Consider the following 23544-nt stretch of genomic DNA (forward strand, 5'->3'; position numbering starts at 1 on the left):
GGGGAGTGACTGGGGCTTCAAGAGTGAGGCTCGCCGAGCGGGCCGAGCAGCGACCGGATCTCGTCGAGCGCGTCCACCAGGGCGGCCAAGGGCATCCGGTACGCCAGCGCGCTGATGCTCACGGATCCGGAGGGCTTCGTCGGCGACGTGGCGAACACGGGCAGTGCGAGACAGGTGACGCCGGTCTCGTTCTCCTGGTCGTCACAGGCATAGCCGCGTTCGGCCGTGGCCCTCAGTTCACGGTGCAGGTCGGCGGCCGTGCACAGGGTCCGCGCCGTGCGGCGCTCCAGCGCGAACCGGCCGACCCAGGCCTCGACCTCCTCCAGGGTGCCCAGCTGCGGGGCGAGCAGCAGTTTGCCGACGGCGGTGGCGTGGGCGGGGTTGCGCCCGCCGATCGTCGACGTCAGCTTGACGGCGCCGGTGGGCGGGTCGACCTTGGCGCGGTAGACGACCTCCCGGCCGTCGAGGACCGCATAGTGGGCCGTCTCGCCGAACCGGTGCGCGAGCGCCTCGAGGACCGGGCGGACGCGGACATGATCGGGACGGGCCTCGTGGTGGGCGAATGCCATGCGCAGGAACTCGTCCCCGAGCACATAACGGCCACCGGCGCCCTGGTCGGCCAGACCGGCCCGGCGCAGCGACTGCAGTGCCCGGTGCACGGTCGGCTTCGGACTGCCGATCACGCGGGTCAGCTCGTCCAGACCGACCCCGTCGGGGAACCGCGCGAGCTCCTTGAGGACGGCGAGTACCCGGTCCGAGCCGACGAGCCGGCCGACGTCGGCGCCGGTCACGCCGTCGCCGGGGTCTGTCGATCCGTCGAGCGTCTGCGTATGCTTCATGGCATTCCAGACTTTAGATCGCCGTACCGGTTATTGGAAGGGGCTCAAGGGTGACGCTCCGCAGTGCACAGTGGTACGCGGGTCAGGACCGCAACGCCTACATCCACCGGGCGTGGATGCGGCGGGGCGTCCCCGACGACGCCTTCACCGGCCGCCCGCAGATCGCCATCGCCAACACCGCCTCGGACCTGACCCCCTGCAACGCGCACCTGAACGAGGTGGCGTCCTCGGTGCGCAACGGTGTGTACGAGGCCGGCGGGATTCCGCTGGACCTGCCGGTGGTGTCGCTGGGGGAGACGAACGTGCGGCCCACCGCGATGCTCTGGCGGAACATGGCGGCGATGGCCACCGAGGAGATGCTGCGCGCCAACCCCATCGACGGCGTGGTGCTGTTGGGCGGCTGCGACAAGACGATCCCGTCGCTGCTCATGGCCGCCGCCTCGGTCGATCTGCCCGCGGTCGTGGTCCCCGGCGGCCCGATGCTCAACGGCACCTTCCGCGGCAACCTGCTGGGCTGCGGAACCGGTGTGTGGCAACTGTCGGAGGAGGTGCGCGCGGGCACGCTCTCCCAGGAGCAGTTCACCCGCTCCGAGTCGTCGATGATCCGCAGCCGCGGCCACTGCAACACCATGGGCACCGCCTCGACGATGGCCCTGGTCGCGGAGGCGCTGGGCACGGTGATCCCCGGAGTGGCCGGGACCCCCGCGCCGGACAGCCGGCTGCTGGAGGCCGCCCACCACACCGGCCGACTGGCGGTGGACCTGGTCGGCGCCGACCGCCGACCGGGCACCTTCCTGACCAAGGCGTCCTTCCACAACGCGATCGTGGCGCTGGCCGCGATCGGCGGTTCCACCAACGCCGTCGTCCATCTCCTCGCGATCGCGGGCCGGTTGGGCATCGACCTGACACTCGACGACTTCGACCGCATCGGCTCCCGTGTGCCGGTCCTGCTTGACCTCCAGCCGGCGGGCCGCTTCCTGATGGAGGACTTCCACCGCGCAGGCGGCCTGCTCGCCGTGCTGCGAGAGGTGCGTGACCTGCTCGACCCGGAAGCGCTGACCGTCACCGGTCAGCCGCTGGTCGAGTTCCTCGACGACGCCCCGATCTGGGACGGCGAGGTCATCCGCATCCGCGCCGAACCGCTGGTCGCCGAGGGCGGCATCGCCGTCCTGCGCGGCAACCTCGCCCCCGACGGCGCCCTGATCAAACCGGCCGCCGCCTCGCCGCATCTGCTCCAACACCGCGGCCGGGCGGTCGTCTTCGACTCGATCGAGGACTTCCACGCCCGTGTCGACGATCCGGACCTGGACGTGGACGCCGACTCCGTCCTCGTCCTGCGCGGCTGCGGACCCAAGGGCTATCCGGGCATGCCCGAGGTGTCGAACATGCCGCTGCCGAAGAAACTCCTCGAACAGGGCGTCCGTGACATGGTCCGGGTCTGCGACGGCCGGATGAGCGGCACCGCCTACGGCACCGTCGTCCTGCATGTGGCCCCGGAAGCCGCGGCCGGCGGCCCGCTCTCGCTCATAAGGACCGGCGATGTCATCAGCCTCGACGTCGCGGCCCGCCGCATCGACGTCGACGTGCCCGCCGACGAACTCGCGGCCCGCAAGCCCAACCAGGCCACGCTCGACGGCTTCGCCTCCCCCCGGCGCGGCTGGGAACGCCTCTACGTCGACCACGTCCTACAGGCCGACACGGGCGCCGACCTGGACTTCCTCGTCGGCTCCAGCGGCTCCGAGGTGAGCCGCGAGTCGCACTGACAGCCTTCTGGCAGCCGAGGCCGGGCCGCTCCCGTCTCAGCCAGTCGGGACGGGTCCGCGGCAAGGTCGTGCTCGGGGTCGTCTGATCCTGTCCCGGCCCCGGAGCAGGTTTACATGGTGAAGATGCGGTGCAGGTGTGGCGACGGGGTCGGGCTGTATTTGTGGCTGCGTCGGCCGGTCGTGGCTGCCGAAGGGGCTGGGTGGGGGCCGGCGTCGGTGATCCGGTAGCCGGAGGGCGGTCGCCCGCCGAGGGTGCGGGCAGGGCCCGCGCGAGGGCGCGGCTGTGGCGTGCCGCTGCCCGTCGGGGGCACTAGGGGGTGTGTCGGAAGTGGCGTCGTTCGCCCGAAGGGCGGGCCGGGCGGCGTCTGGTGCGTGCTCTCGGTGTGCCGGGCGGAAGCCCTCGTACTGGATGTACCTGGGCTTTCGCCCGGTGCGGCGAGTGGGGGTGCCCCCTGCTCGGAGAGCTTGGGGGAGCGTGCCAGGCGTCGGCCGGCAGGCGCCACTTCCGACACAGGCCCTGGGGGTGTGTCCGCCGCCAACTGCCGATGGGTGCCACGCCGTACCGGGCAAGGCGTGCAACTCCCGGCTCCTGCGGGGACGATCCACGATGCCTGCCGGGGCGTCATGCCATCTGGCGCGTCGCCCGCACAGTTGGCCGGAAAACCCTTGTTTCGCCGTGGCCGGCACGCCGAAATCACGGCCATCCGCCACCCGCTGTCGGCTCACAGGGACGCGCCGACGGACATCCATGGTCGTCACGGCCGCGGGCCACCGATCCCTACCATGTCACGGCAGTTGAGTGGCAGGTTCACGACGAAGTTGGTTCGTGAGCAGACTGTGCAGCCAGTCGGATCTGGGTGCGCAGCAGGATGACTAGCATGAGCCGGTATCTGGTCCGGACGATCGACGTCCGCTTTGGAGACCCCTTCCTGACTGCGGCCGGTATGTACCGGTCGACCGTGTTTCGTGCCCCGAGGACCGAGGAACCGCTGATGTCAGTGCCCACACCGTTCCGCCGGCAAAGGTCAGCGGAGGTGCCTCGCGCCTCGCCGGCCGTACCCCTGGCCCTGCTGGTGTTGAGTGCCGCAGCCGCCGGCGCGGCGGTCGCGGCGGCGCCCGAGGCCGCCCGTACCTGGACGGTGACTTCGGCTCTGGGCGCCTGGTTATTCGTTGCGGTCACCGTCGTCGTCAGTGCCCTGCTGATCCGGCGCTCCCGTCGGTCCGCAGAGGCACAGGCAACCCAAACCCGGCGTCTCAAGGCTCAGTTGGCGCAGCAGGGTGCGGAGTCCACTCATGTGGTGCACACGATCCTGCCCGCCGTCGCGAGGCGACTGCGGGACGGAGCGGGAGCGAGTGACACCCTTACGAGCGTGACCCAGCCGTCCGATCCGCAACTGCGCCAGATCGTGCACACCTTCGCCTCCTTGGTGGAGCAGGACATGCGGAATGCGGCGGTCCTGGACATGGAACGTCAGCAAGCCCAGCACGAACTCAACCAGTCCGCCGTCGAGCTGGAACGGCTGACGAAGGAGACCTTGCCCGCCGCGATCACGAAGCTCAGGGAGGGCAGTTCGGCCGACACCGTGCTCGCTGAGCTCGAGTGGCCGCGAGTGCCTGTGCTGCGCGTCCCCGCCGAATCGTTCGTTCGTGAACTCGCCCACAGCGAACGGCGTGCCGCCGCCGCGCAGGCCGCTTCGGCGAAGGCCCTGAGCCGGGTGCAGGCCAAGGCCGTCAGCATGCTCGCCGACCTTCGGGCGATGCAGGAGCGGCACGGCGAGGAGGTCTTCGGCGATCTGCTGAAGCTGGATCACAGCACCTCGCAGCTGGGACTCATGACCGACCGGCTGGCGCTGCTCATGGGCGGTCGTTCCAGCCGCGCCTGGAACAAGCCGATCGTGATGGAGAGCATCCTGCGGGGCGCGGTCGGCCGGATCGCCGCGTATCAGCGCGTACGACTGCACTGTTCGACGAGCGCCGCGATCTCCGGATTCGCCGCGGAAGGCATCATGCATCTGCTCGCCGAACTGATGGACAACGGCGCCAACTTCTCGCCGCCGATCGACGAGGTCCATGTGTACGTCGAGGACCGCAGCGCGGGAATCGTCGTCACGATCGAGGACAGCGGACTGAAAATGGCCGACGCGGCCATGCGGCACGCCGAGCAGGCGGTGTCCGGACGGACGACGGACCTCGCCTCATTGCAGGGCACACGGCTCGGTCTGGCCGTGGTCGGGCGGCTGGCCGTCAAGTACGGCATCAGTGTCAACTACCGACCCTCGTCGCGCGGCGGCACCGGCGTCGTCGTACTGCTGCCCCCGCAGCTGCTCGCCCAGCAGCGCGGCCGCGCACCGGGGCAGACGGCATCCCGTCCCACTGTCGCGCCGCCCGCACCCGGACCCGCCTCCGCCGCGCAGCCCGCTTCCGCCGCGCAGCCCGCTTCCGCCGCGCAGCCCGCGGCGGCCGCACTGCCCGAGCCAGGAGCCTGGCCTGACCCGGCCACACGTCCCGACCCCGCGGCGCGGCCGGTCGCCGCGATGCGGCCCGCTGCCGGGGCGGACCTCCCACAAGTCCCGAAGTCCCCGGAGTTCCCGGACCAGAGGGCACATCGCCGTCCCGCGGAGTCCACGCCGAACGGACTGCCCGTCCGCGCCCCCGGGCGCGCCATGGTCGAAGCCGAACGCGAGCGTCAGCAGCGCAGGACGACGGCCGAGGCCACCGCGCAGGACGGTGCACGCGCGCAGGGACGTGCGGCGGCGCGCGACGCGGGTTCACGCTTCGGCGCCTTCCACCGCGGACGCCAGTCCGGCAGCGGTGCCACCGCATCCGATGCCCGCCCCGAATCCGAGCCGCCGACCGCCCCGTAGGCCCATGCCTTCCCCGCCGCGCAGGCCCACGCCTTCCCCGTCCCGTGCGGCGCCCGGGCCGTGGCCCTCGTCTCCCCCCTACGACAACTTCATGAGATTGGAGGATCGGGCCGGTGACCGGACACCCGGGCACCACCGTCCCCACACCACCATGCAGACCACCGACAACAGTCTCACCTGGCTCTTGCAAAGCCTTCTGGAGCGCACTCCCGGCACGCGGCACGCCCTGGTGCTGTCCCGGGACGGCTTGAAGCTGTGCTGGACCGAGCACCTGACGACCGACCAGGCTGACCAACTGGCGGCGATCTGCTCGGGTATCCAGGCCCTCGCCCAGGGCTCGTCCGTCGAGTTCGGGGACGGAACCGGTGGCGTCCGCCACTCCATGACCGCATTCCACGGTGGCCAGCTCTTCATCGTGGAGGCCGGCGAAGGGGCGCATCTGGCGGTCCTCGCCGAGGAGAACGCCGACCCCGGCGTGGTGGGTCACCAGATGACGGAGCTGGTGGAGCAGATCGGTGAACATCTGCGGGCAGCACCCCGTCAGCACGTCCGGGGGAGCGCCTCGTCGTGATGCGCAGGCCCGTGGACACCGGTGATCCCGACCGGCTGTACACGGTCACGGGCGGGCGCAGCCGTGCGGAGGACTCGTTCGATCTGGTCACCCTCGTGGTCAGTGAGCGCGAACCCACCGCCGGGATGCAGTCGGAGCACGTTCGCATCCTCGAGTTGTGCCGGCATCCGACGGCACTGGTCGAGATCGCCGCGGACCTGAGGCTGCCGATCACGGTGGTGCGCATCCTGCTCGGCGATCTCCTCGCCACGGGCAGCATCACCGCCCGCCACCCGCGCGCGGCACCGTCCGTCGCCTCGCTTCCCGAATCCGCCCTTCTCCAGGAGGTGCTCCATGGGCTCCGCAACCTCTGAGCTGCCCTCCCGACGTACGCCGCTGCCCGACGCCGCCGAGACCGGCCTGAAGATCGTCGTCGTGGGCGGATTCGGAGTCGGCAAGACGACTCTGGTCCGCTCGGTCAGCGAGATACGGCCGCTCAACACCGAAGAGGTGATGACGCAGGCCGGTGTGGGCGTCGACGAGGCGAACGGGGTGGCGTCGAAGACCACCACGACAGTGGCGTTCGACTTCGGGCGGATCAGTCTGAGCGAGCGCATGGTTCTCTACCTTTTCGGCGCTCCGGGGCAGGAGCGCTTCTGGTTCCTGTGGGACCGCCTCTTCTCCGGCACGCTCGGTGCGGTCGTCCTGGTCGACACGCGCCGGGTGGACGACTCCTGGTACGCGATAGACCGGCTGCAGGACCACAACACGCCGTTCGTGGTGGCCGTCAACCGGTTCGACGAAGACCCCTTCAGATACTCCCTTGACGAGATACGCCAGGCACTCGCCCTGCCCGGGCATGTGCCGCTGATCGACTGCGACGCGCGGGTCAGGTCGTCCGGCAAGGACGTTCTGATCACCCTCGTGGACCACCTCTACGAACTGGCCATGGCCCAGGAGATGACACCATGACCGACACCGGAACCTCCTCGGCGCACACGGCTGCCGAGGGCTGCCCGGCCCACGCGGGCGCGGTGCCCCTGGCCGGTCTGGAGTACCAGCAGACACCGTCGCAGCTGTACCGCTCCCTGCGCAGGGAGCACGGCGCGGTGGCGCCCGTGCTGCTCGACGGGGACATCCCCGCCTGGCTGGTCCTCGGCTACTCCGAGGTCAGCTATGTGACGGGCCACGACGAGCTGTTCGCGCGGGATTCGCGTCGCTGGAGCCAGTGGGAGAACATTCCCGCGGACTGGCCGCTGCTGCCGTTCGTCGGATACCAGCCGTCGGTGCTGTTCACCGAGGGCGAGGAACACCGGCGGCGGGCCGGGGTGATCACTCAGGCACTGGAGGACGTGGATCAGTTCGAGCTGGGCCGCGATTGCCGGCAGATCGCCGACCGGCTCATCTCGTCGTTCGCCGGGAGCGGCCAGGCCGAGCTGATGAGCGCCTACGCGCACGCCCTGCCGATGCGGGCCGCGGTCCAGATGTGCGGTATGCCGCACACCGGCACGGACACCCAGCAGCTCGTGGACGACCTGCGGATCTCGCTCGACGCGGCGGAGGGCGACGACCCGGTGGCCGCGTACGGGCGGGTGGGCGAGCGGATCCAGCAACTGGTCAAGGAGAAGCGGGAGAAGCCCGGACCGGACGTCACCTCGCGGATGCTGATGCATCCGGCCGGGCTGACCGACGAGGAGGTCGTCCAGGACCTGATCTCCGTCATCGCCGCGGCACAGCAGCCGACGGCCAACTGGATCTGCAACACGCTGCGGCTGCTGCTCACCGACGAACGTTTCGCCCTTAACGTGTCGGGTGGCCGGCTCAGCGTGGGCGAGGCGCTGAACGAGGTGCTGTGGCTCGACACGCCGACGCAGAACTTCATCGGACGCTGGGCTGTGCGCGACACCCAGCTCGGCGGACGGCAGATCCGGGCCGGCGACTGCCTCGTGCTGGGGCTCGCCGCGGCCAACACCGACCCGCAGATCTGGCCCGACTCGCAGATCGGGGCGGAGAACGCCGCGCACCTGTCGTTCAGCAACGGGGAGCACCGCTGCCCCTACCCGGCCCCGCTGCTCGCCGATGTCATCGCCCGTACGGCGGTCGAGACCCTGCTGGAGCGGCTGCCCGACCTGGTCCTGTCGGTGGAGCCGGAGGAGCTGACCTGGCGCCCGTCCATCTGGATGCGGGGGCTGACCGCGCTGCCGGTGGAGTTCACGCCGGTGGTGCAGTAACGCTCCGCTGCTGGTGCCGCTTTGCAGTGCCGCTGGGTAGTGGCCCTGGGCAGTTCCGCGTTGGGCCGTCTTTCGGCTGCGGCGCTGTCGTGGCTTGTCGCGCAGTTCCCCGCGCCCCTGGGGGCGCGGGACAGCACGTCAGCCCGTTACGTGGGTTACGGGGGTGAAGCGCACCGGCAAGGACTGCGGGCCCCGGGTGAAAACGCCCTGTTCGACGGGGTCGAAGCCGTCGGCGAGACGCACGTCGGGCATGGCGTCGAGGAGTTGGCCGACGCCGATCTCGACCTCGGCCTTGGCGAGCAGGGCCCCCACGCAGAAATGCCGACCGAGGGCGAAGGCAAGGTGATCGGCGGCGGCGGAGAAGGCGGTCGCCGCCGGCAGGTCGTCGCGGAAGATGTCGAAGCTGTCGGGAGCCGCATAGCGGTCGCCGTCCCGGTTGGCGGCGCCTATCAGGCAGGTGACGGTGGCACCCGCCGGGATGGTGCCGCCGCTGAGCGCGACCTCGGTCGCCGACTGCCGCATGATCATGTGGACGGGCGGTGTGTAGCGCAGCGTCTCGGTGAAAGCGCGGGCGATCAGGCCCCGGTCCTCCTGTACGGCCGCCAGCTGCTCCGGGTGCAGCAACAGGTTCGCGAAGATGCTGGCGATCGCCTTGTCGGTGGTCTCGCCGCCCGCGGCGAGCAGCAGGCTGCAGAAGGCCTTGATGTCCTCGTCGCTCATGCGCACGCCGTCGACCTCGGCGGCGCACAGCGTGGACAGCAGGTCGTCACCCAGGTTCTCGCGGCGCTCCCGGATGATCGGGAACATGTACTCGGCGAACTCCACCCGGGTCCGCTCACCGGCCGCGGTCACCTCGGGATCGCCGGAAAGGTTGCCGAGGAAGGCGATGACCGACGTGTACCAGCGCTGGAACTGTTCGTGATCGGCCTTGTCGAGGCCGAGCATGTCCGCGATCACGTTGACGGGGAAATGGGTCGCGTAGTCGGTCACCAGGTCGGCGGATCCGGTGTGCCGGAACGTGTCGATCAGTTCGCTCGAGTTGCGCACGATCACGGGCAGGAACTTCTCCTGCAGGTCGCTGCCGCGGAAGGCCGGGGCGACCAGCGCGCGCCGCACCGCGTGTTCACGTCCGCTGAGCTGGAGGATCGTCCTGCCGTGCACCGGCTCGATCTGCCAGTTGTAGTTGTCGGTGGTGAACTCCTGGTTCTTGTCCTTGAAGACGCGCTCCACGTCGTCGTAGCGGGAGATGATGTAGCTCTGGGTGGCCTCGTGCCAGATGAGAGGGGCGCTCTCCCGCATCACCCGATAGGCCGGATAGGGATCCGCGGCGAATTCGGGCGAGAGGATGTCGGGGACCTGCTGTGCGGTGGACATGGAGCTCCCTGAGATCTACAACGGGCTTGCCGACCAAGGTTATTGACGATCCGTGAGCCCGGACAGCCGAGTTCGGGCCGATGGTTGAGCAGTGGACAACCGTTGGTATGACGGTGCTCGACGGCGGTGCGGGCAGCCCGTCGTGGCCGGCGCGGGCGCGTCGGCCCTGGTGGCGAAGGCGTGGCCGTGGATACAGGGCCACGGGGGAGGGGAGATGGCCGTCGACCACGGCCGACGAAAGACCCGCAATTGTCAGAGCCGCGCGCCTCGGACGCTGCTCCTTCGTTCACCTCACTTTCACCGCATTGATTCAGTTCCACCTTCCTCGCGGGCGCCGTGGCCATGGTCGGCGCCGTGGCCACGGTCGGCTCCGGCGGCCACGGTCGTCACCGTGGCCGCCGGAAGCCGGAAGCCGCCGCCGGAGTAGGAGCCGGAGTCGGAAACCGGACCGGCCGGGCCGCGTCCGTCGCAGGACAGGCCGCAGGGACGGGCCGCAGGACAAGCCGGCAGGAGTGCCCTGCCGATCACCTCTCAACGCGCCCCTGGTCCTCCGCGCGGGCGGGCAGTCGCCATCCCGGGCGAGGGAAGTGGCAGGTGTAGCCGTCGGGGTAACGCTCCAGGTAGTCCTGGTGCTCGGGCTCGGCCTCCCAGAAGGGGCCGACCGGCTCGACTTCGGTGACGACCTTGCCCGGCCACAGGCCGGAGGCGTCCACATCCGCGATGGTGTCCTCGGCGATCCGCTTCTGTTCGTCATCCACGTAATAGATCGCCGAGCGATAGCTGAGACCGATGTCGTTGCCCTGGCGGTTCTTGGTGCTCGGGTCGTGGATCTGGAAGAAGAACTCCAAGAGCGCGCGGAAGTCGGTCTTCTCCGGGTCGAAAAGGATCTCGATGGCCTCCGCGTGGGTGCCGTGGTTACGGTACGTCGCGTTCGGCACGTCACCCCCGGTGTAACCGACCCGGGTCGCCGTGACGCCCGGGAGCCGGCGGATCAGGTCCTGCATTCCCCAGAAGCATCCGCCCGCCAGCACGGCCCTCTGTGTCTGCGCTGCCATGTCGGCCCTCCCATATCTGTCCGTCGCCTCGGTCACTCGCGCTGTCCGGCTCGCACACCGTCGGCGTCCCAGACCCTGTGGCTACATCAGCGCGTGAGGGTTCCGAACCATTCCGCGCCCGCACAACCTGCCCCTCCGCACCGTACCGGGGCGGCCTGATTCAGAGGCGGGGTACTCCCAGCGCCAAGCTCTTTCTTTTTTCCTTAACCTCTAGTCAAATAGCGTCACTTGAATCACAGGCGTGTCAGGTGTTGCGGATGTCCCTGACCAGGACACCTCTTTCCGCAGCCGACCGCGTCACTGGAAGGACCCCCCACAAAGTGACCCACAGTTCCTCGATGCTCAGGGCAGCGGCGACATAGATCAAGGTCGCAGACGCACGAGTGGAAGACGGCTCGTCCCCCCGGAACACGACGACTGTACGACGGCCGACTGAGCAGGCCGCCTGTTCAGAGCCACCTGAGCGTCGCCCCGGCCCGGCACACGACAACGGCGCACGACAAGGGCGACCGCCGCCATGCCGATGCGCGCGGCGCCGCCGACCGAGGGCTCTTGGCTCACGACGCCCCCGGGGCGGTGCACCCGACCCCGGTGGGTCACCTTCCCCTGCGAGAAATCGCCACGTCAAAAGGAGACGTAGATGCCCAGCTCTCCCCTGAACCGTCGCACGTTCATCCTCATCGGCGCCACGGCCGCCGTTGCAGCCGGCGCCGGAACACCGGTGGCCACCGCGGCGACCTCCCCCTCGGCGCCCGCCGGCACGCCGACCCCGGTCCGGATCGCCGACGACAAGGCGACCCCCGCCACCCGCGCGCTGTTCGCGTACCTGAGGCGGCAGCAGGGCAAAGGCATCCTGTTCGGTCACCAGCACGACCTCACCTATGGCTTCACCTTCACCACCCCGGACGGCAAGGCGTCCGACACCCGGGCGGCGGTGGGCGACTACCCCGCGGTCTTCGGCTGGGACACCCTCATCCTCGACGGCGACGAACGCCCGGGCGTCGAGGACGGAAGCGAAGCAGAGAACATCGCCGCGCTCAGCCGGTGCATCCGGCAGGGGGACGCACGCGGCGGGATCAACACCCTCAGCGCCCACATGCCGAACTTCGTCACCGGCAAGAACTTCTACGACACGACGGGACGAGTGGTCAGCCAGATCCTTCCCGGAGGCGCGAAGCACGCGGACTTCAACGCCTTCCTCGACCGCATCGCGAAGGCGGTCAAGGGCGCGCGGCGGTCGGACGGCACCGCGATCCCGGTCATCTTCCGCCCCTTCCACGAGAACAACGGAGCCTGGTTCTGGTGGGGCGCCGGCCACACCACCTCGGGCGAGTTCATCGAGCTGTTCCGCTACACCGTCGAGTACCTGCGCGACACCAGGGGCGTCCACAACCTGCTCTACGCCTACTCGCCCAACTCGAGTCTCGGCGGCGACCCGACGGGCTACCTGAGGACCTACCCGGGCGACCGTTTCGTCGACATCCTCGGCTACGACTCCTACGACGAGGCCGCCGGACCGACCCCCTGGCTGGACGGTCTGGTGAGGGACCTGGCGATGGTGGTCCGGCTGGCGAACGAGCGAGGCAAGGTGCCGGCCTTCACCGAGTTCGGGGAGAGCGGTACCGAGGTCCGCAACCCGCAGTGGTTCACCCAGCTGCTGCAGGCCGTCAAGGCGGACCCACAGGCCCGCCAGGTGACGTACATGCCCACGTGGGCCAACTTCGGAGGTACCAAGCGCGCCTATGTGCCGTACCCGGGCCACGCCCTGCTGCCCGACTTCGTCGCGTTCCACCAGGACCCCTACACCCTGTTCGCCGCCGATCTCCGGGGCGTGTTCTCCGCTCGCACAACCGCCGTGAGGAACGGCCCGCTCATGCATCTGGTGACGCCCACGGACCGACAGCGCGTGACAGCCTCGAAGACCACCGTCCGGGTGCGTGTCACGCCCGCGAGGGCGAGCCGGGTCACCTACTCCGTGAACGGCGGACGCGCCAGACCACTGCGCCTCGACGCCGACGGCTTCTACTCGGGCGACTGGTCGATCGACTCGACCCTGCGGAAGAACGGCTCGGCGACCCTCACCGTGTGCGCGCGGGTGGACGGCGAGACGCTCACCGACTCGGCCGTGGTCCTCCTCGGCGAGGCCGCACCGCTGCCCGCCGGCTGGATCGACGACTTCGAGGGATACGCCGGAGACGACGTCGCCCTGAGCGAGGCGTACACCCATCTCAACTCCCACACCCTCACCCTGTCGCCCGACCACAAGTCCTCGGGCTCCTACGGACTGGCCTACGCGTATGACTTCACCGGCGCAGAGTTCACCGGCATGGGCAGGTCGGTCGTCGCGGACTGGTCCGCTTTCACGTCCCTGGCGCTGTGGCTGCAGGGCGACGGTTCCGCAAACGTCGGGGCGCTCGAGATCGTCGCTGACGGAGTCCAATTCCAGTACCGGTTTCCGCTGGCCGACACGGACGGGCAGGAGATCAGGACACCCTTCAGCGAGTTCCAGCCCGCTCCCTGGGACACCGCACACGCCGGAGCCGCGCTCGACGCGGCTCGTCTGGCCAAGGTGACGGCGTTCAATCTGTACCTCGGCCATGGAAGCGACGGGGCGACCAAGGGCGTCGTGTACGTGGACAACATCAGGGCCGAGTGACACACCCGGCAGCGGGTTACCGCCGTCCGAGTCCGCTTGCGCCGGGATCACGCTCCCGTTCCGGGGCTGTGCCGGGACAGCCCGCGTAAGCACCGCATTGTCTGGAGCCGTGCATCGCACGGCGCCGGAGAGCCCTGGTGGCCGAGCCATGGGGACGAGCACGGCCACCGCTTGATCATCACGGGCCGCATGGACTCCTGAAGACCGTGCGGTGGCCGCAGGCCATGGCCTTCAGGCTCGGTTCGCCTTCGGTTTGCCCCTCTGGTCGGGTGTGCCGTGTGGTGGCGGATGGATCGGCTCGGCCGCGGTCTCGGGCGTGACCTTCGAACCGCCGCGCGGAGGCTTCGGCCGCGCGGCGCGCTCGTCGCTCGCCCCTGCCGACGGCGGCGAGCCGGAACGCAGCTGGTCGAGCCGGGCCTGCAGGATCAGCCGCACCGCGGTGCGGTTGCCGTGGTCACGCTCGTACGCGTCCAGGGTCGACAGTTCCTCGGGGCCCAGGGAGCGGATGCGGTGTTCGAGCGATTCGACAGGCAGGTGATCGTAGTCGGCGATCGGCAACGTATCGCGTCGTCGGTTCACGGTTCTTCACCTCCGCAACGACGATCGAGCGGCACCCCTCGGGTTTCCCCCTTCCCCACCGGAAAACACCAGGTTTGTCCGGAAGTGCCGAGCCTGCAAGGGGAGTGTCGTCGTTTCCCTCCCCCCGGGTCTTGCCCGCCCCGGCGATACCCGTCACACTGGTACCGAACGAATGGTCGGTTGGGAAGCTGGTATCGATGACCACAACACACTCCGCCGAGGTGCCGCCACCGGAGCAACACCTCCAGGAGCACTTCGACGCGACGATCGCGCGGGACCAGCGGATCGAGCCGCGCGACTGGATGCCGGACGGCTACCGAAAGACGCTCGTCCGGCAGATCGCGCAGCACGCGCACTCCGAGATCATCGGCATGCAGCCGGAGGGCGAGTGGATCACCAAGGCCCCGTCGCTGCGCCGCAAGGCCATCCTGTTCGCGAAGGTCCAGGACGAGGCCGGGCATGGGCTCTACCTGTACTCGGCGGCGGAGACCCTCGGCGCCGACCGCGCGGAGCTGACCGAGCGACTGATCGAGGGCCGCCAGAAGTACTCGTCGATCTTCAACTATCCGACACCGAGCTTCGCCGACGTCGGCGTGATCGGCTGGTTCGTGGACGGCGCGGCGATCTGCAACCAGGTGCCGCTCTGCCGGAGTTCGTACGGGCCGTACGCGCGCGCGATGGTGCGGATCTGCAAGGAGGAGTCCTTCCACCAGCGGCAGGGCTACGAGCTGCTGATGACGATGATGCGCGGCACGGACGCCCAGCGGGAGATGGTGCAGGACGCGGTGAACCGCTGGTGGTGGCCGTCGCTGATGATGTTCGGCCCGCCCGACGGCGACTCGCCCAACTCGGCGGCCTCGATGGCCTGGAAGATCAAGCGGCACAGCAACGACGAACTGCGGCAGCGCTTCGTCGACATGACCGTCCCACAGGCCGAGAAGCTCGGCGTCACCCTGCCCGACCCCGGGCTGCGCTGGAACGAGGAGCGCGGCCGGCACGACTTCGGCACCCCCGACTGGTCCGAGCTCAAGCGGGTGATCAGCGGCGACGGCCCCTGCAACGCACAGCGGATGGAGCGGCGCAGGACCGCTCACGAGGAGGGTGCCTGGGTGCGCGAGGCGGCGAGCGCCCACGCGGCCAAGCAGGCGGCGCGGGCACGGAAGGGAGCGGCGGCATGACCGGAACCGACAAGGCGGACTGGCCGCTGTACGAGGTGTTCGTGCGCGGCAAGCGCGGGCTGAACCACGTGCACGTAGGCTCGCTGCACGCGGCCGACGACCGGATGGCGCTCACCCACGCCCGTGACCTGTACACGCGGCGCAACGAAGGCGTGAGCATCTGGGTGGTGCGCTCGGAGCACATCGCCGCGTCCACGCGCGACGAGAAGGACCCGTTCTTCGCCCCCAGCGCCGACAAGGTCTACCGCCACCCGACCTTCTACGACATCCCCGACGACGTCCCTCACATCTGACGACGTCCCGCACATCCAGGGGCTGTCCCGAAGTCCCGCATTCCGCACTGAGGAACAGGCATGAGTGACGACCACGTCTACATGACCCTCGCCGAGGGACACGAGGACGATGCCCGGTGGGCGTACGGCACCGGCTTCGAGGACCCCCTGCACGGCGTGGACACCGCCGTCCCCGAGGGTCTCGACAGGGGCCGGCTGGCCGCGGACTGCGTGGCCCTCGCCGACGACGCCCTGGTCTCGGCGCAGCGACTGGCCGAGTGGACCACCCGCGCCCCCGAACTGGAGGAGGAGGTGGCGCTGGCCAACATCGGCCTCGACCTGCTCGGCCAGGCCCGCCTGCTGTACTCGCGCGCCGGCCAGGCCGACGGCACCGGCCGCCACGAGGACGCCTACGCCTACTTCCGGGACGCCGACGACTTCCGCAACGTACGCCTGGCCGAACTGCCGAACGGCGACTTCGCGTTCTCGATCGTGCGGCTGCTGGTGCTGTCCAGTTGGCGCCTCGCGCAGTTCGAGGAGCTGGCCTCGCACCCCGACCCCGTCCTGTCCGCGATCGCGGCGAAGGGCGTCAAGGAACTCGCGTACCACCGGCAGTACGCGGCCGAGTGGGCGGTGCGGCTGGGCGACGGCACCGCGGAGTCGCACCGCAGGATGCGGCACGCCCTGGAACAGATCGCGCCGTACGTGGGTGAGCTGTTCACGGCGTGCGACGTACGGGACACGGTCGTCGCGGTGCTGCGCCAGGTCACCGAGGCGGCCGGACTGCCCATGCCCGTCTACCGGCCGCGGCCCGGGGCCGGCCGCGACGGCGAGCACACCGAGCATCTGGCGCCGCTGCTCGCCGAGTTGCAGAGCGTGGCCCGCGCCCACCCGGAGGCAGCGTGGTGACCATGCTGACCACCCTGTCGGCCGGGCGGCGGGCCCGGCAGATCGCCGAGCAGGTGCCGGACCCCGAGCTGCCCATGCTCACCCTGGCCGACCTCGGTGTGCTGCGCGGTGTCGAGATGACCGCTGACGGCACCGTCGTCGCGAGCCTGACGCCGACCTACTCGGGCTGCCCGGCCATGGCCGAGATGCGCGCGGACGTCGCCGCACGGCTGCGCGCCGCCGGATACGCCCGGGTGGAGATCCGTACGGTTCTCGACCCGCCGTGGACCAGCGACTGGATCACCCCGGCCGGCCGCCGCAAGCTCGCCGAACACGGGATCGCCCCGCCCGGCGCCGCACCCCGCCGCGCCGCGGGCCCCGTCCCGCTCGTACTGTCGCCCACCCGGCGCACCGTGCCGTGCCCGCGCTGCGGCTCGCGGGACACGGAGGAGACCTCCCGCTTCGCCGCCACGTCCTGCAAGGCGCTGTGGCGCTGCCGCGCCTGCCGCGAGCCGTTCGAGTACGTCAAGGAGATCTGATGGAAGGCCTGAGGGAAGAGCTCCCCACCCCGGCGGTGCGTGGGGCACATGCGGCACGTCCGGTGCAGCCGGCACGTCCGGTGCAGCCGGCACGTCCGGTGCAGCCGGCACGTCCGCGGGCCCGCCGCCGTCCGGTCTTCCACGCCCTGCGCGTCGCCGCCGTGCAACCCCTCTGCGAGGACGCGGCGTCCGTCAGCTTCGAGATCCCGGCGGACCTGGCCGAGGAGTTCGCCTTCGCCCCCGGCCAGTCGCTCACCCTGCGCCGCGACATCGAAGGCCGCGACGAGCGCCGCTCCTACTCCATCTGCTCGCCCGCGGGCTCGATGCCGCGCATCGGTGTCCGCGTGGTGCCGGGCGGCCTGTTCTCGTCCTGGCTGGTGCACGAGGTGCGGCCCGGCGACACCGTCGAGGTGATGCCCCCCACCGGCGCCTTCACCCCAGACCTCACCACTCCCGGCCACCATGTGCTGATCGCGGCGGGCTCCGGCATCACGCCCATGCTCTCCATCGCCGAGTCGGTCCTGGCCGCGGACCCCCGCTCGACCGTCACCCTCTTCTACGGCAACCGGCGCGCCGACACCGTGATGTTCGCCGACGAACTCGCGGACCTGAAGGACCTGTACCCCGCCCGGTTCCACCTCGCCCACGTCCTCTCCCGCGAGCCGCGCGAGGCCGAGGTACTGTCCGGCCGCCTGGACGCCGACCGGCTCTCGGCGCTCGTCGACGCACTGGTGGACGTCAAGACCGCGGACCACTGGTGGCTGTGCGGCCCGCACGGCATGGTCCGCGACGCCCACCGCGTTCTGACCGACCTCGGCGTCCCCGACGACCGCGTCCACCAGGAACTGTTCTACGCCGACGACGAACCCCTGCGGGAAGTCCACCACGAGGAGGCCGCCACCGAGGGCCCCCTCAGCCAGGTCACCATCACCCTCGACGGCCGCTCCACCACCTCCCCGTTGCCCCGGACCCGCACCATCCTCGAGGGCGCCCAACGGACCCGCCCGGACCTCCCCTTCGCCTGCAAGGGCGGCGTCTGCGGCACCTGCCGCGCCCTCGTCACCGACGGCACGGCCGACATGCGCCGCAACTTCGCCCTGGAACGCGGCGAGGTCGACGCGGGCTACATCCTGACGTGCCAGTCCTATCCGGTCTCCGACACACTGACGGTGGACTACGACAGCTGACGCCACACTCCAAGACGCGGTCCGTCGTGGCACCTTGTTGCTGCACCTGCCCTTGGAACGCGGTGGACGCCTTGTCCCTCTTACCTTGCGCACCACTGGTCACCCGGCCGCTGCGGCCCTGGGACAGCGAGGATCACGGACGATGAGCGGACACGGTTCCACGGCGGTCACGGCACCGTCCACGCCCGGCCTGGACGGGTGGACGCGAGCCACCGGGGCGTCGGTGGGGGCGGGGGTGGTACTCGGCGTTCTGACGAACCTCCTTCAGGGCTGGCTGCCCGGCGCCTGGAACCAGATCGCCAACTCCGGTGCGGTGTGGTCCGTCGCAGCGTTCGCGGCCGGTGCCGTTTTGGCGGGCCGGGTACCGCCCGCCACGGCCGCCGTCGGCGGCCTGTGCGCCGAAGTAGGGCTGGTCGTCGGCTACTACGGGTATGCCGAGTTCGGCCGGGACGGCATGGGCGATCCGTTCTGGCCGCTGGTCTGGATGGTGATGGCGTGCGTCGCCGGGCCGCTCTTCGGCACGGCGGGTGTCTGGTGGCGGCAGGGGACCACCGCATGGCGGCGCGTAACCGCCTTGGGAGCGTTGGCGGGTGTCTTCGGCCAGGAGGCCATCCACTATGCCTGGGTGCTGCGCTACGCCCCTCAGGCGTGGGCCTGCCTGGGCGTGGCGCTCCTCGTGCCGCTGCTGATGGCGCGTACGCACCGGGAGCGGGCGCTGTCCCTCCTGGCTGCCGTCCCCCTGTCGTTCCTGGCCTACGCCGTCGTCCAACTGCCCTTGAACAGCATCTAGTCAGGAACTGCCGGCCGGGCTTGAGGCCGCCGGCCAGGGGCGATTCGGGCGGGGGAAGCGGTCCCGGTCTCACCGCCCCCCGCCACCACGCCTGCGCAGTCTCACCTCCACCGCGGGCGGCACAAGAGTGAGCTGGGGCTGGGGGCGCAGGGCCGCGATTGGCCGGGACGGCAGCTCGAAGGTCCAGCGGGCCGCCATGGTCGCCACGGCGAGCGTCGTCTCCGTGAGGGCGTAGTCGTTGCCGATGCACTGGCGGGCGCCCGCGCCGAACGGTATGTAGCCCTCGCCGGGGCGACGCGGGGTCGCCGGGTCGAGCCAGCGGTCGGGGTCGAAGGTGTCGGGAGACGGGAACAGGTCCGCACGCCGGTGCAGCAGGTACGGGCTGTAGAAGACGTTGGTTCCCGCGGGGACCGTGCGCCCGCCGACGACTATGTCGGTGCGCACCTCCCGTGTGAGCATCCAGGCGGGCGCGTACATCCGCAGGACCTCGTGCACGACCCTGCCCGCCAGGTCCAGTCGCGGGAGGTCTTCCCAGCCGGCCGGACGGTCCGCCAGTACTTCGCGGCACTCCGCGGCCAACCGCTTCTGCAGGTTGGGGTGTTGTGCGAGTTCGAGCATGGCCCAGGCCACGGCGTCGGCGGTGGTCTCCACGCTGGCCGGCAGCAGGCCCAGCACCTCGTCGAAGGTCTCGTCGCGGCTGAGCGCCGCGCTGCCCGCGGTGCCGTCCGCGCTGGTGGTGATGCGGGTCAGCAGACTGCTCGACGTGCTCTGCCCGGTGCGGTGGTCGTCCAGGATGCGGCGCACCGTGGTCCACAGGTAGCGCTTGGCGGCGGCGTAGCGGCGGTTCTGTGGAGTCGGCAGCTTCTGCAGGGCGGCGGGCATGAGGAGTTGGCGGTAGCCGAGCCCGACCAGGCGCTCGATCGCCTGCTGCAGCTCGGTGACCGTGGTGGGGTCGAGCGTGGAGCCGAAGAGGGTTTCCGCGGCGATGCCCGAGGAGATGTCGAAGGCCTCCCGATAGGGAAGGACCGTGTCTCCGTCCCGCCAGCCGCTGGTGGTGCGATCGACATGACGGCTCATCACTTGCGCGTATTCACGGAGGTGTTCTTGGTCGAACGCGGGCTGCATGGCCCGTCTGCGACGGCGGTGCTCGCTGTACGGGCAGGCGGGTAACCCGTTCCCGATGAAGTCGGCGATCTTCTCGATCATCACACCCCCCTTGTCGAACACGGGCTCGTTGCGCAGGAGGGCCAGGACGAGCGACGGGTTGCAGGCGACGTAGGCCTCCCAGCGGCCCACGCGGATACGGACGAAGTCGCCGTACCGGGGGAGGGAGGAGAGGAAGGCGAGCGGGTCTCTGAGGATGGCCGGCCCGTTACGGACACCGGGCAGTGCCGTGGGCGCGTCCGCGACCGTGTAGGCGGTGTCTCCCGGCGCGCTGATCAGGACGGCATCGCTCATCGGGACTTCTTTCACGAGGAGGGCGCACGCTCGATGCGTACCGGACCGGCGGATGACCGCGCATACGCCCCCACGATGCCGCCCACGCACCGGCGGCGAAAGAACGCCGTGCCCGTACGCGGGTGCACGCGGGCGCGCAGCACGGCGCCCGCGTGCACCCGCGCAGACCCACTGCCACTCCGTACGCCCCCGACAGGGTGTCCGCGCGGGTCAGCGGGCGCCCGTCCAGTTGTGGGCCACGTCGACCACAAGGCGGTCGGGCAGTTGGAGCACCCGGAACGGCAGTCGGGCGCGGACACCGAGGCCGATCTGTGTCTCACCCTCGAAGCTTCCGGCGAACCGGGTGTCCCTGAAGGTGCGGTAACCGCTGATGTCCACACCGGGCAAGGGACGGGCCACCCGCCCGGGGTACGTCTGCTTGCCAGTCTCCGGGTCGTAGCTCGGCGCGGCGACCCGGATCTCGATCACGGCCCCGCCGCCGACCGGTATGTGCCGGCCGGAACCGTCCTGGTAGAGCCGGTCGACGTAGTGGACGTAGTAGCCGATGCCGTCGCCGCTGCCGGGCACGTCGAAGACCATCCGGTCGAAGCAGGCGTGCCGACCGGTCCTGATGTCCGCCAACGGCGCGGTACCGGTGGCGACGCCGCTCTTGATGCCGCTGCCCCAGCCCGTCGGGCAGGCCGTGGTGCGTGCGGCGGACGTCAGGGAGACGCCCGCCGTGGAGGTGCCCACCGCGGAGGCGCCCGCCGTGGATGCCGCCACCCCCACAGCGGTGCCCGCGAGGACGAGTGCCGCCGCCACTGCTCCGATACGTCGCATAATTCCCCCCTTGAGTGCCTACCGGCTGATGTCGGGTGAGACAGCCGGGTATGGCGGAAGGTTGCACGCCGAGCTGGGGGAATTTTCATCGTATGTCTCGCGGGTCCACGCCCGCCCGGGCCCGCGTTCTAGGGCAGCCCCCAGGCCGCCCCCTCCTCGCTCACCGGCACCGGTGCGATGACGAGGTCGGGCTGCCGGTCGCCCGCGTAGAGCAGCACCTCTCGGCCCTTCGGCAGATCGATCGACACCGTGGTGTCGTCGATCACGCGGGTGCGCGCCGGCCGGCCGTCGTCGAGCACGGCGGTCACCGGGCCGCCGGTCAACCCGTGCCGCAGGACGAGGGGCTCGCCCGCGAGGCTTCGCACGCGGACGAAACGGGTGACACCGCCCGTGCGGACCGCGCTGACCAGGAAGGCGCCCTGGGTGCGGAAGTCGTGCAGCGTGACATCCGCCCAGGACGGCGGGACCGCGGGGAAGACCCGGACGACGCCGCCCCAGCTCTGGCACAGCATGTCGTGCAGGGACTGTGAGGCCGAGAGCGGGGTCTCGATGACCGGGCCCGCCTCCGTGTAGTGGGTGTTGGCCCGGCACGGGTAACGCGTACTGGGGTCGAAGAACTTCTTCAGATAGGTGAGCGCCGTGTCGCCGCGGCCCATCATCGCGTACAGCGACGCCGCGCCCGTGTAGCTGTAGCCGCGGTGGGAGCCGGCCAGCGCGTGCCAGTGGACCACCGACTTCTCGATCAGCTCGCGCTGCTCCGGCTGGTCCCAGTTGACCAGGTAGAGCGGGTAGACCATCAGCAGGTGGGAGTAGTGGCGGTGGGACTGCGCGTAGGGCGTGTCCGCGCCGATCATGAAGCCGTTGCCGTCGACCGGGTACGGCGTCAGCTTGGCGAGCACCTCCTGCCAGCGCGGCTTCAGCGAGTCCTCGACGCCGAGGCGTTCGGTCGCCTCCAGGAGTGTGGCGCAGCCCCAGCGCAGCAGTGCCAGGTCATAGTTGGTGTCCTTCGGGGGGACGACCGGGTACTCCGGCGAGAGCGTCGACGGAAGGTGCAGTTTGCCGTCGTCGCCCGGCTGGAGGAAGTGCAGGTAGTAGTTGATGGCGCGGCGCAGCAGCGGATAGACCGTGTCGCGCAGCAACGTCTCGTCCATGGTGTGGCGGTAGCTCAGCCACACGTTGTGCAACGCCCAGGTCAGATTCCCCGACTCGCCGCCGCGTCCCGGAGCGGGGGCGCTGCGGTTCATGAACATCTCCGAGCTGCGGCCGACCCCGGAGCTGTCCGAGCGGTACGCGGCGGGCACGTTCGCGGTCAGCTGTTCCTGGCTCTGCCGTACGGTCGTGGCGAGCGAGTCCAGCTCCGGGTGGTTGGAGCCGTGGATGAGCCAGTACTCGAGCTGGACGTTGAGGTTCCACCACACGGCGGGCCAGGGAGTGGGTTCCAGCCACGGTCCGCAGGTGGCCATCACGGGACCGCCGGCACGACTGGCCGACGCCACCTTGTAGAGCTGGATCCAGTGGAAGCTCTGCAGCCGCTCGTCGGGGAACGACACGAAGCTCTTGCGGTAGAAGGCGTGCCACCAGCGGGTGTGCTGCCCCCGCAGGGTGCCGTACGAGGGGGCGCGCTGGATCTTCCGGAGCGAGAGCTCACCGGCGCGGGTCTCCGACGGGTAACTGTGGCTGACGTTGAGCAGGAGGGTGTCGCCCCTGCGGCGGTAGGCGGTCGCGGTCTGACCACCCCCGGTGAGCGGTTGGAGGACCTGTTCGACGTCGCCCGTGGTCTGGGTGGTCCAGGGCGGGTTGGTGACGTAGTCGGCCGGCGGGGCCTCGCTGATCTTGCGGGGGCTGATCGCCTCCTCGGGGTGGAACGTCCAGCGGACCTCCTCGTCGCCGTCGGCCTTCGCCCGCGCGGCGAAGAGCCCGTCGTGGATGAGGGCGGAGAAGGTCAGGGTGCCCTTGTCCGTGGTGATCGTGCCGGTCAACTCGGCGTTCCACAGGCTCAGTCGCCAGTCGATGCCGGTGATCGTGCCGACCGGGTCGAGGGTCAGGTGACCCACGGGCAGACGGCAGGTGCCCCAGCCGCTGCCGAACTGCGGCCGATGGTCCTGGACTTCACCGTGCTGGACGGTGAAGCGGACGCTGTTGGCGTCCGGCTGCTGGTACACCATGCTGCCCAGCCGGCCGTCACCGAGGAACGGGCCCTCGTGCCACAGCTTGGGCATCCTGCGCCATAACAGGTCCTGGCCACGCAGGAACTGGGACCAGGCGCCGTCCGATTCCATACGGTTGCGGAGCTTCCAGCGACGGGCGGCGACGGCTCCGGTGCCCTCGGCGCCGCCCTCGGCGGGGGAGGGGCCGGCCTGGGCGACGGCTGTGCCCGGCAGGGCGGCGAGCGCGGTACCGCCCAGCGCCGAGCCGAGCACTGATCTGCGTGAGGTCATGCGGATGCCTCCATGGTTCAGGGGGTAGCGGGGGCCGGTGTGTGCGTGTATCCGTGCGTACGTG

Annotated in this window: 20 protein-coding genes; 13 read left to right on the forward strand and 7 right to left on the reverse strand. The window is 70.3% G+C overall.

Annotated elements, in window-relative coordinates:
• Positions 1–17: 17 nt before the first annotated feature.
• Positions 18–839 (reverse strand): IclR family transcriptional regulator, encoded by an 822-nt coding sequence (locus EF387_RS07350; RefSeq protein WP_128375682.1) that lies wholly within the window; start codon positions 837–839, stop codon positions 18–20.
• Between the two features lie 50 nt (positions 840–889).
• Here EF387_RS07350 and EF387_RS07355 point away from each other — a divergent pair, with 50 nt between their 5' ends.
• The 6 genes from EF387_RS07355 to EF387_RS07385 all read left to right on the forward strand — a co-directional run bounded on the left by EF387_RS07355 (position 890) and on the right by EF387_RS07385 (position 8247).
• On the forward strand, positions 890–2602 hold the full coding sequence (locus EF387_RS07355) for an IlvD/Edd family dehydratase (protein WP_128375683.1): 1713 nt from the start codon (positions 890–892) through the stop codon (positions 2600–2602).
• A 992-nt stretch (positions 2603–3594) separates the two neighbouring features.
• Positions 3595–5466 (forward strand): sensor histidine kinase, encoded by a 1872-nt coding sequence (locus tag EF387_RS07365; protein ID WP_128375684.1) that lies wholly within the window; start codon positions 3595–3597, stop codon positions 5464–5466.
• A gap of 151 nt (positions 5467–5617) precedes the next feature.
• The gene (locus EF387_RS07370) at positions 5618–6037 is read left to right on the forward strand and encodes a roadblock/LC7 domain-containing protein (protein ID WP_128375794.1); all 420 of its coding nucleotides are present in this window, start codon (positions 5618–5620) and stop codon (positions 6035–6037) included.
• A complete protein-coding gene (locus EF387_RS07375) occupies positions 6034–6390 on the forward strand; it encodes a DUF742 domain-containing protein (protein ID WP_162467091.1) in 357 nt (118 codons plus the stop codon). The genes EF387_RS07370 and EF387_RS07375 overlap by 4 nt, the downstream gene beginning before the upstream one ends.
• Positions 6371–6988: a GTP-binding protein gene (locus tag EF387_RS07380; RefSeq protein WP_128375685.1), complete on the forward strand. Its 618-nt coding sequence runs from the start codon at positions 6371–6373 to the stop codon at positions 6986–6988. Before EF387_RS07375 ends, EF387_RS07380 begins: the two co-directional genes overlap by 20 nt.
• A complete protein-coding gene (locus EF387_RS07385; protein WP_128375686.1) occupies positions 6985–8247 on the forward strand; it encodes a cytochrome P450 in 1263 nt (420 codons plus the stop codon). Before EF387_RS07380 ends, EF387_RS07385 begins: the two co-directional genes overlap by 4 nt.
• 138 nt (positions 8248–8385) lie before the next feature.
• Here EF387_RS07385 and EF387_RS07390 read toward each other — a convergent pair whose 3' ends face one another.
• Complete coding sequence (locus EF387_RS07390) at positions 8386–9621, reverse strand: cytochrome P450 (RefSeq protein WP_128375687.1); 1236 nt, start codon at positions 9619–9621, stop codon at positions 8386–8388.
• Between the two features lie 524 nt (positions 9622–10145).
• The gene (gene msrA / locus EF387_RS07395; protein ID WP_128375688.1) at positions 10146–10676 is read right to left on the reverse strand and encodes a peptide-methionine (S)-S-oxide reductase MsrA; all 531 of its coding nucleotides are present in this window, start codon (positions 10674–10676) and stop codon (positions 10146–10148) included.
• Positions 10677–11316: 640 nt separating this feature from the next.
• Here msrA and EF387_RS07400 point away from each other — a divergent pair.
• A complete protein-coding gene (locus EF387_RS07400; protein WP_128375689.1) occupies positions 11317–13332 on the forward strand; it encodes a glycosyl hydrolase in 2016 nt (671 codons plus the stop codon).
• A 231-nt stretch (positions 13333–13563) separates the two neighbouring features.
• Here EF387_RS07400 and EF387_RS07405 read toward each other — a convergent pair whose 3' ends face one another.
• Positions 13564–13911: a DUF8129 domain-containing protein gene (locus tag EF387_RS07405; protein ID WP_128375690.1), complete on the reverse strand. Its 348-nt coding sequence runs from the start codon at positions 13909–13911 to the stop codon at positions 13564–13566.
• 197 nt (positions 13912–14108) lie between these two features.
• Between EF387_RS07405 and paaA the strand changes: the two genes are divergently transcribed.
• From paaA to EF387_RS07435, 6 genes are all read left to right on the forward strand, one after another.
• Positions 14109–15089, forward strand: a complete 981-nt coding sequence (gene paaA, locus EF387_RS07410; protein WP_128375691.1) for a 1,2-phenylacetyl-CoA epoxidase subunit PaaA — start codon at positions 14109–14111, stop codon at positions 15087–15089.
• A complete protein-coding gene (paaB, locus tag EF387_RS07415) occupies positions 15086–15382 on the forward strand; it encodes a 1,2-phenylacetyl-CoA epoxidase subunit PaaB (RefSeq protein ID WP_128375692.1) in 297 nt (98 codons plus the stop codon). Before paaA ends, paaB begins: the two co-directional genes overlap by 4 nt.
• Before the next feature lie 60 nt (positions 15383–15442).
• Entirely contained in the window at positions 15443–16270 is an 828-nt protein-coding gene (gene paaC / locus EF387_RS07420) for a 1,2-phenylacetyl-CoA epoxidase subunit PaaC (protein WP_128375693.1), read from the forward strand.
• Positions 16271–16272: 2 nt separating this feature from the next.
• Entirely contained in the window at positions 16273–16788 is a 516-nt protein-coding gene (gene paaD, locus EF387_RS07425; RefSeq protein ID WP_128375694.1) for a 1,2-phenylacetyl-CoA epoxidase subunit PaaD, read from the forward strand.
• On the forward strand, positions 16788–17975 hold the full coding sequence (gene paaE / locus EF387_RS07430; protein ID WP_128375695.1) for a 1,2-phenylacetyl-CoA epoxidase subunit PaaE: 1188 nt from the start codon (positions 16788–16790) through the stop codon (positions 17973–17975). Before paaD ends, paaE begins: the two co-directional genes overlap by 1 nt.
• Positions 17976–18117: 142 nt before the next feature.
• The gene (locus tag EF387_RS07435; RefSeq protein ID WP_238431378.1) at positions 18118–18765 is read left to right on the forward strand and encodes a DUF6518 family protein; all 648 of its coding nucleotides are present in this window, start codon (positions 18118–18120) and stop codon (positions 18763–18765) included.
• Positions 18766–18834: 69 nt separating this feature from the next.
• On the opposite strand, the gene EF387_RS07440 is transcribed toward EF387_RS07435, so the two are convergent.
• The 3 genes from EF387_RS07440 to EF387_RS07450 form a co-directional block, all read right to left on the reverse strand.
• Positions 18835–20223: a cytochrome P450 gene (locus EF387_RS07440; RefSeq protein ID WP_128375696.1), complete on the reverse strand. Its 1389-nt coding sequence runs from the start codon at positions 20221–20223 to the stop codon at positions 18835–18837.
• Between the two features lie 210 nt (positions 20224–20433).
• Positions 20434–21042 carry an AMIN-like domain-containing (lipo)protein gene (locus EF387_RS07445; RefSeq protein WP_128375697.1) on the reverse strand — a complete coding sequence of 203 codons (609 nt, stop codon included), beginning with the start codon at positions 21040–21042 and terminating at the stop codon, positions 20434–20436.
• 128 nt (positions 21043–21170) lie between these two features.
• Positions 21171–23480: a glycosyl hydrolase family 95 catalytic domain-containing protein gene (locus EF387_RS07450; protein WP_202918167.1), complete on the reverse strand. Its 2310-nt coding sequence runs from the start codon at positions 23478–23480 to the stop codon at positions 21171–21173.
• Positions 23481–23544 lie beyond the last annotated feature (64 nt).

The organism is Streptomyces cavernae, from assembly GCF_004023625.1.
Classification (GTDB): domain Bacteria; phylum Actinomycetota; class Actinomycetes; order Streptomycetales; family Streptomycetaceae; genus Streptomyces; species Streptomyces cavernae.

Excerpts from the sequence above, each read along its gene's own strand:
- EF387_RS07350 (WP_128375682.1), bottom strand. The coding sequence starts at position 839 with ATGAAGCATACGCAGACGCTCGACGGATCGACAGACCCCGGCGACGGC.
- EF387_RS07365 (WP_128375684.1), top strand. The coding sequence starts at position 3,595 with ATGTCAGTGCCCACACCGTTCCGCCGGCAAAGGTCAGCGGAGGTGCCT.
- EF387_RS07370 (WP_128375794.1), top strand. The coding sequence starts at position 5,618 with ATGCAGACCACCGACAACAGTCTCACCTGGCTCTTGCAAAGCCTTCTG.
- EF387_RS07380 (WP_128375685.1), top strand. The coding sequence starts at position 6,371 with ATGGGCTCCGCAACCTCTGAGCTGCCCTCCCGACGTACGCCGCTGCCC.
- EF387_RS07385 (WP_128375686.1), top strand. The coding sequence starts at position 6,985 with ATGACCGACACCGGAACCTCCTCGGCGCACACGGCTGCCGAGGGCTGC.
- EF387_RS07390 (WP_128375687.1), bottom strand. The coding sequence starts at position 9,621 with ATGTCCACCGCACAGCAGGTCCCCGACATCCTCTCGCCCGAATTCGCC.
- msrA (WP_128375688.1), bottom strand. The coding sequence starts at position 10,676 with ATGGCAGCGCAGACACAGAGGGCCGTGCTGGCGGGCGGATGCTTCTGG.
- EF387_RS07400 (WP_128375689.1), top strand. The coding sequence starts at position 11,317 with ATGCCCAGCTCTCCCCTGAACCGTCGCACGTTCATCCTCATCGGCGCC.
- paaA (WP_128375691.1), top strand. The coding sequence starts at position 14,109 with ATGACCACAACACACTCCGCCGAGGTGCCGCCACCGGAGCAACACCTC.
- paaB (WP_128375692.1), top strand. The coding sequence starts at position 15,086 with ATGACCGGAACCGACAAGGCGGACTGGCCGCTGTACGAGGTGTTCGTG.
- paaC (WP_128375693.1), top strand. The coding sequence starts at position 15,443 with ATGAGTGACGACCACGTCTACATGACCCTCGCCGAGGGACACGAGGAC.
- paaD (WP_128375694.1), top strand. The coding sequence starts at position 16,273 with ATGCTGACCACCCTGTCGGCCGGGCGGCGGGCCCGGCAGATCGCCGAG.
- paaE (WP_128375695.1), top strand. The coding sequence starts at position 16,788 with ATGGAAGGCCTGAGGGAAGAGCTCCCCACCCCGGCGGTGCGTGGGGCA.
- EF387_RS07435 (WP_238431378.1), top strand. The coding sequence starts at position 18,118 with ATGAGCGGACACGGTTCCACGGCGGTCACGGCACCGTCCACGCCCGGC.
- EF387_RS07440 (WP_128375696.1), bottom strand. The coding sequence starts at position 20,223 with ATGAGCGATGCCGTCCTGATCAGCGCGCCGGGAGACACCGCCTACACG.
- EF387_RS07445 (WP_128375697.1), bottom strand. The coding sequence starts at position 21,042 with ATGCGACGTATCGGAGCAGTGGCGGCGGCACTCGTCCTCGCGGGCACC.
- EF387_RS07450 (WP_202918167.1), bottom strand. The coding sequence starts at position 23,480 with ATGACCTCACGCAGATCAGTGCTCGGCTCGGCGCTGGGCGGTACCGCG.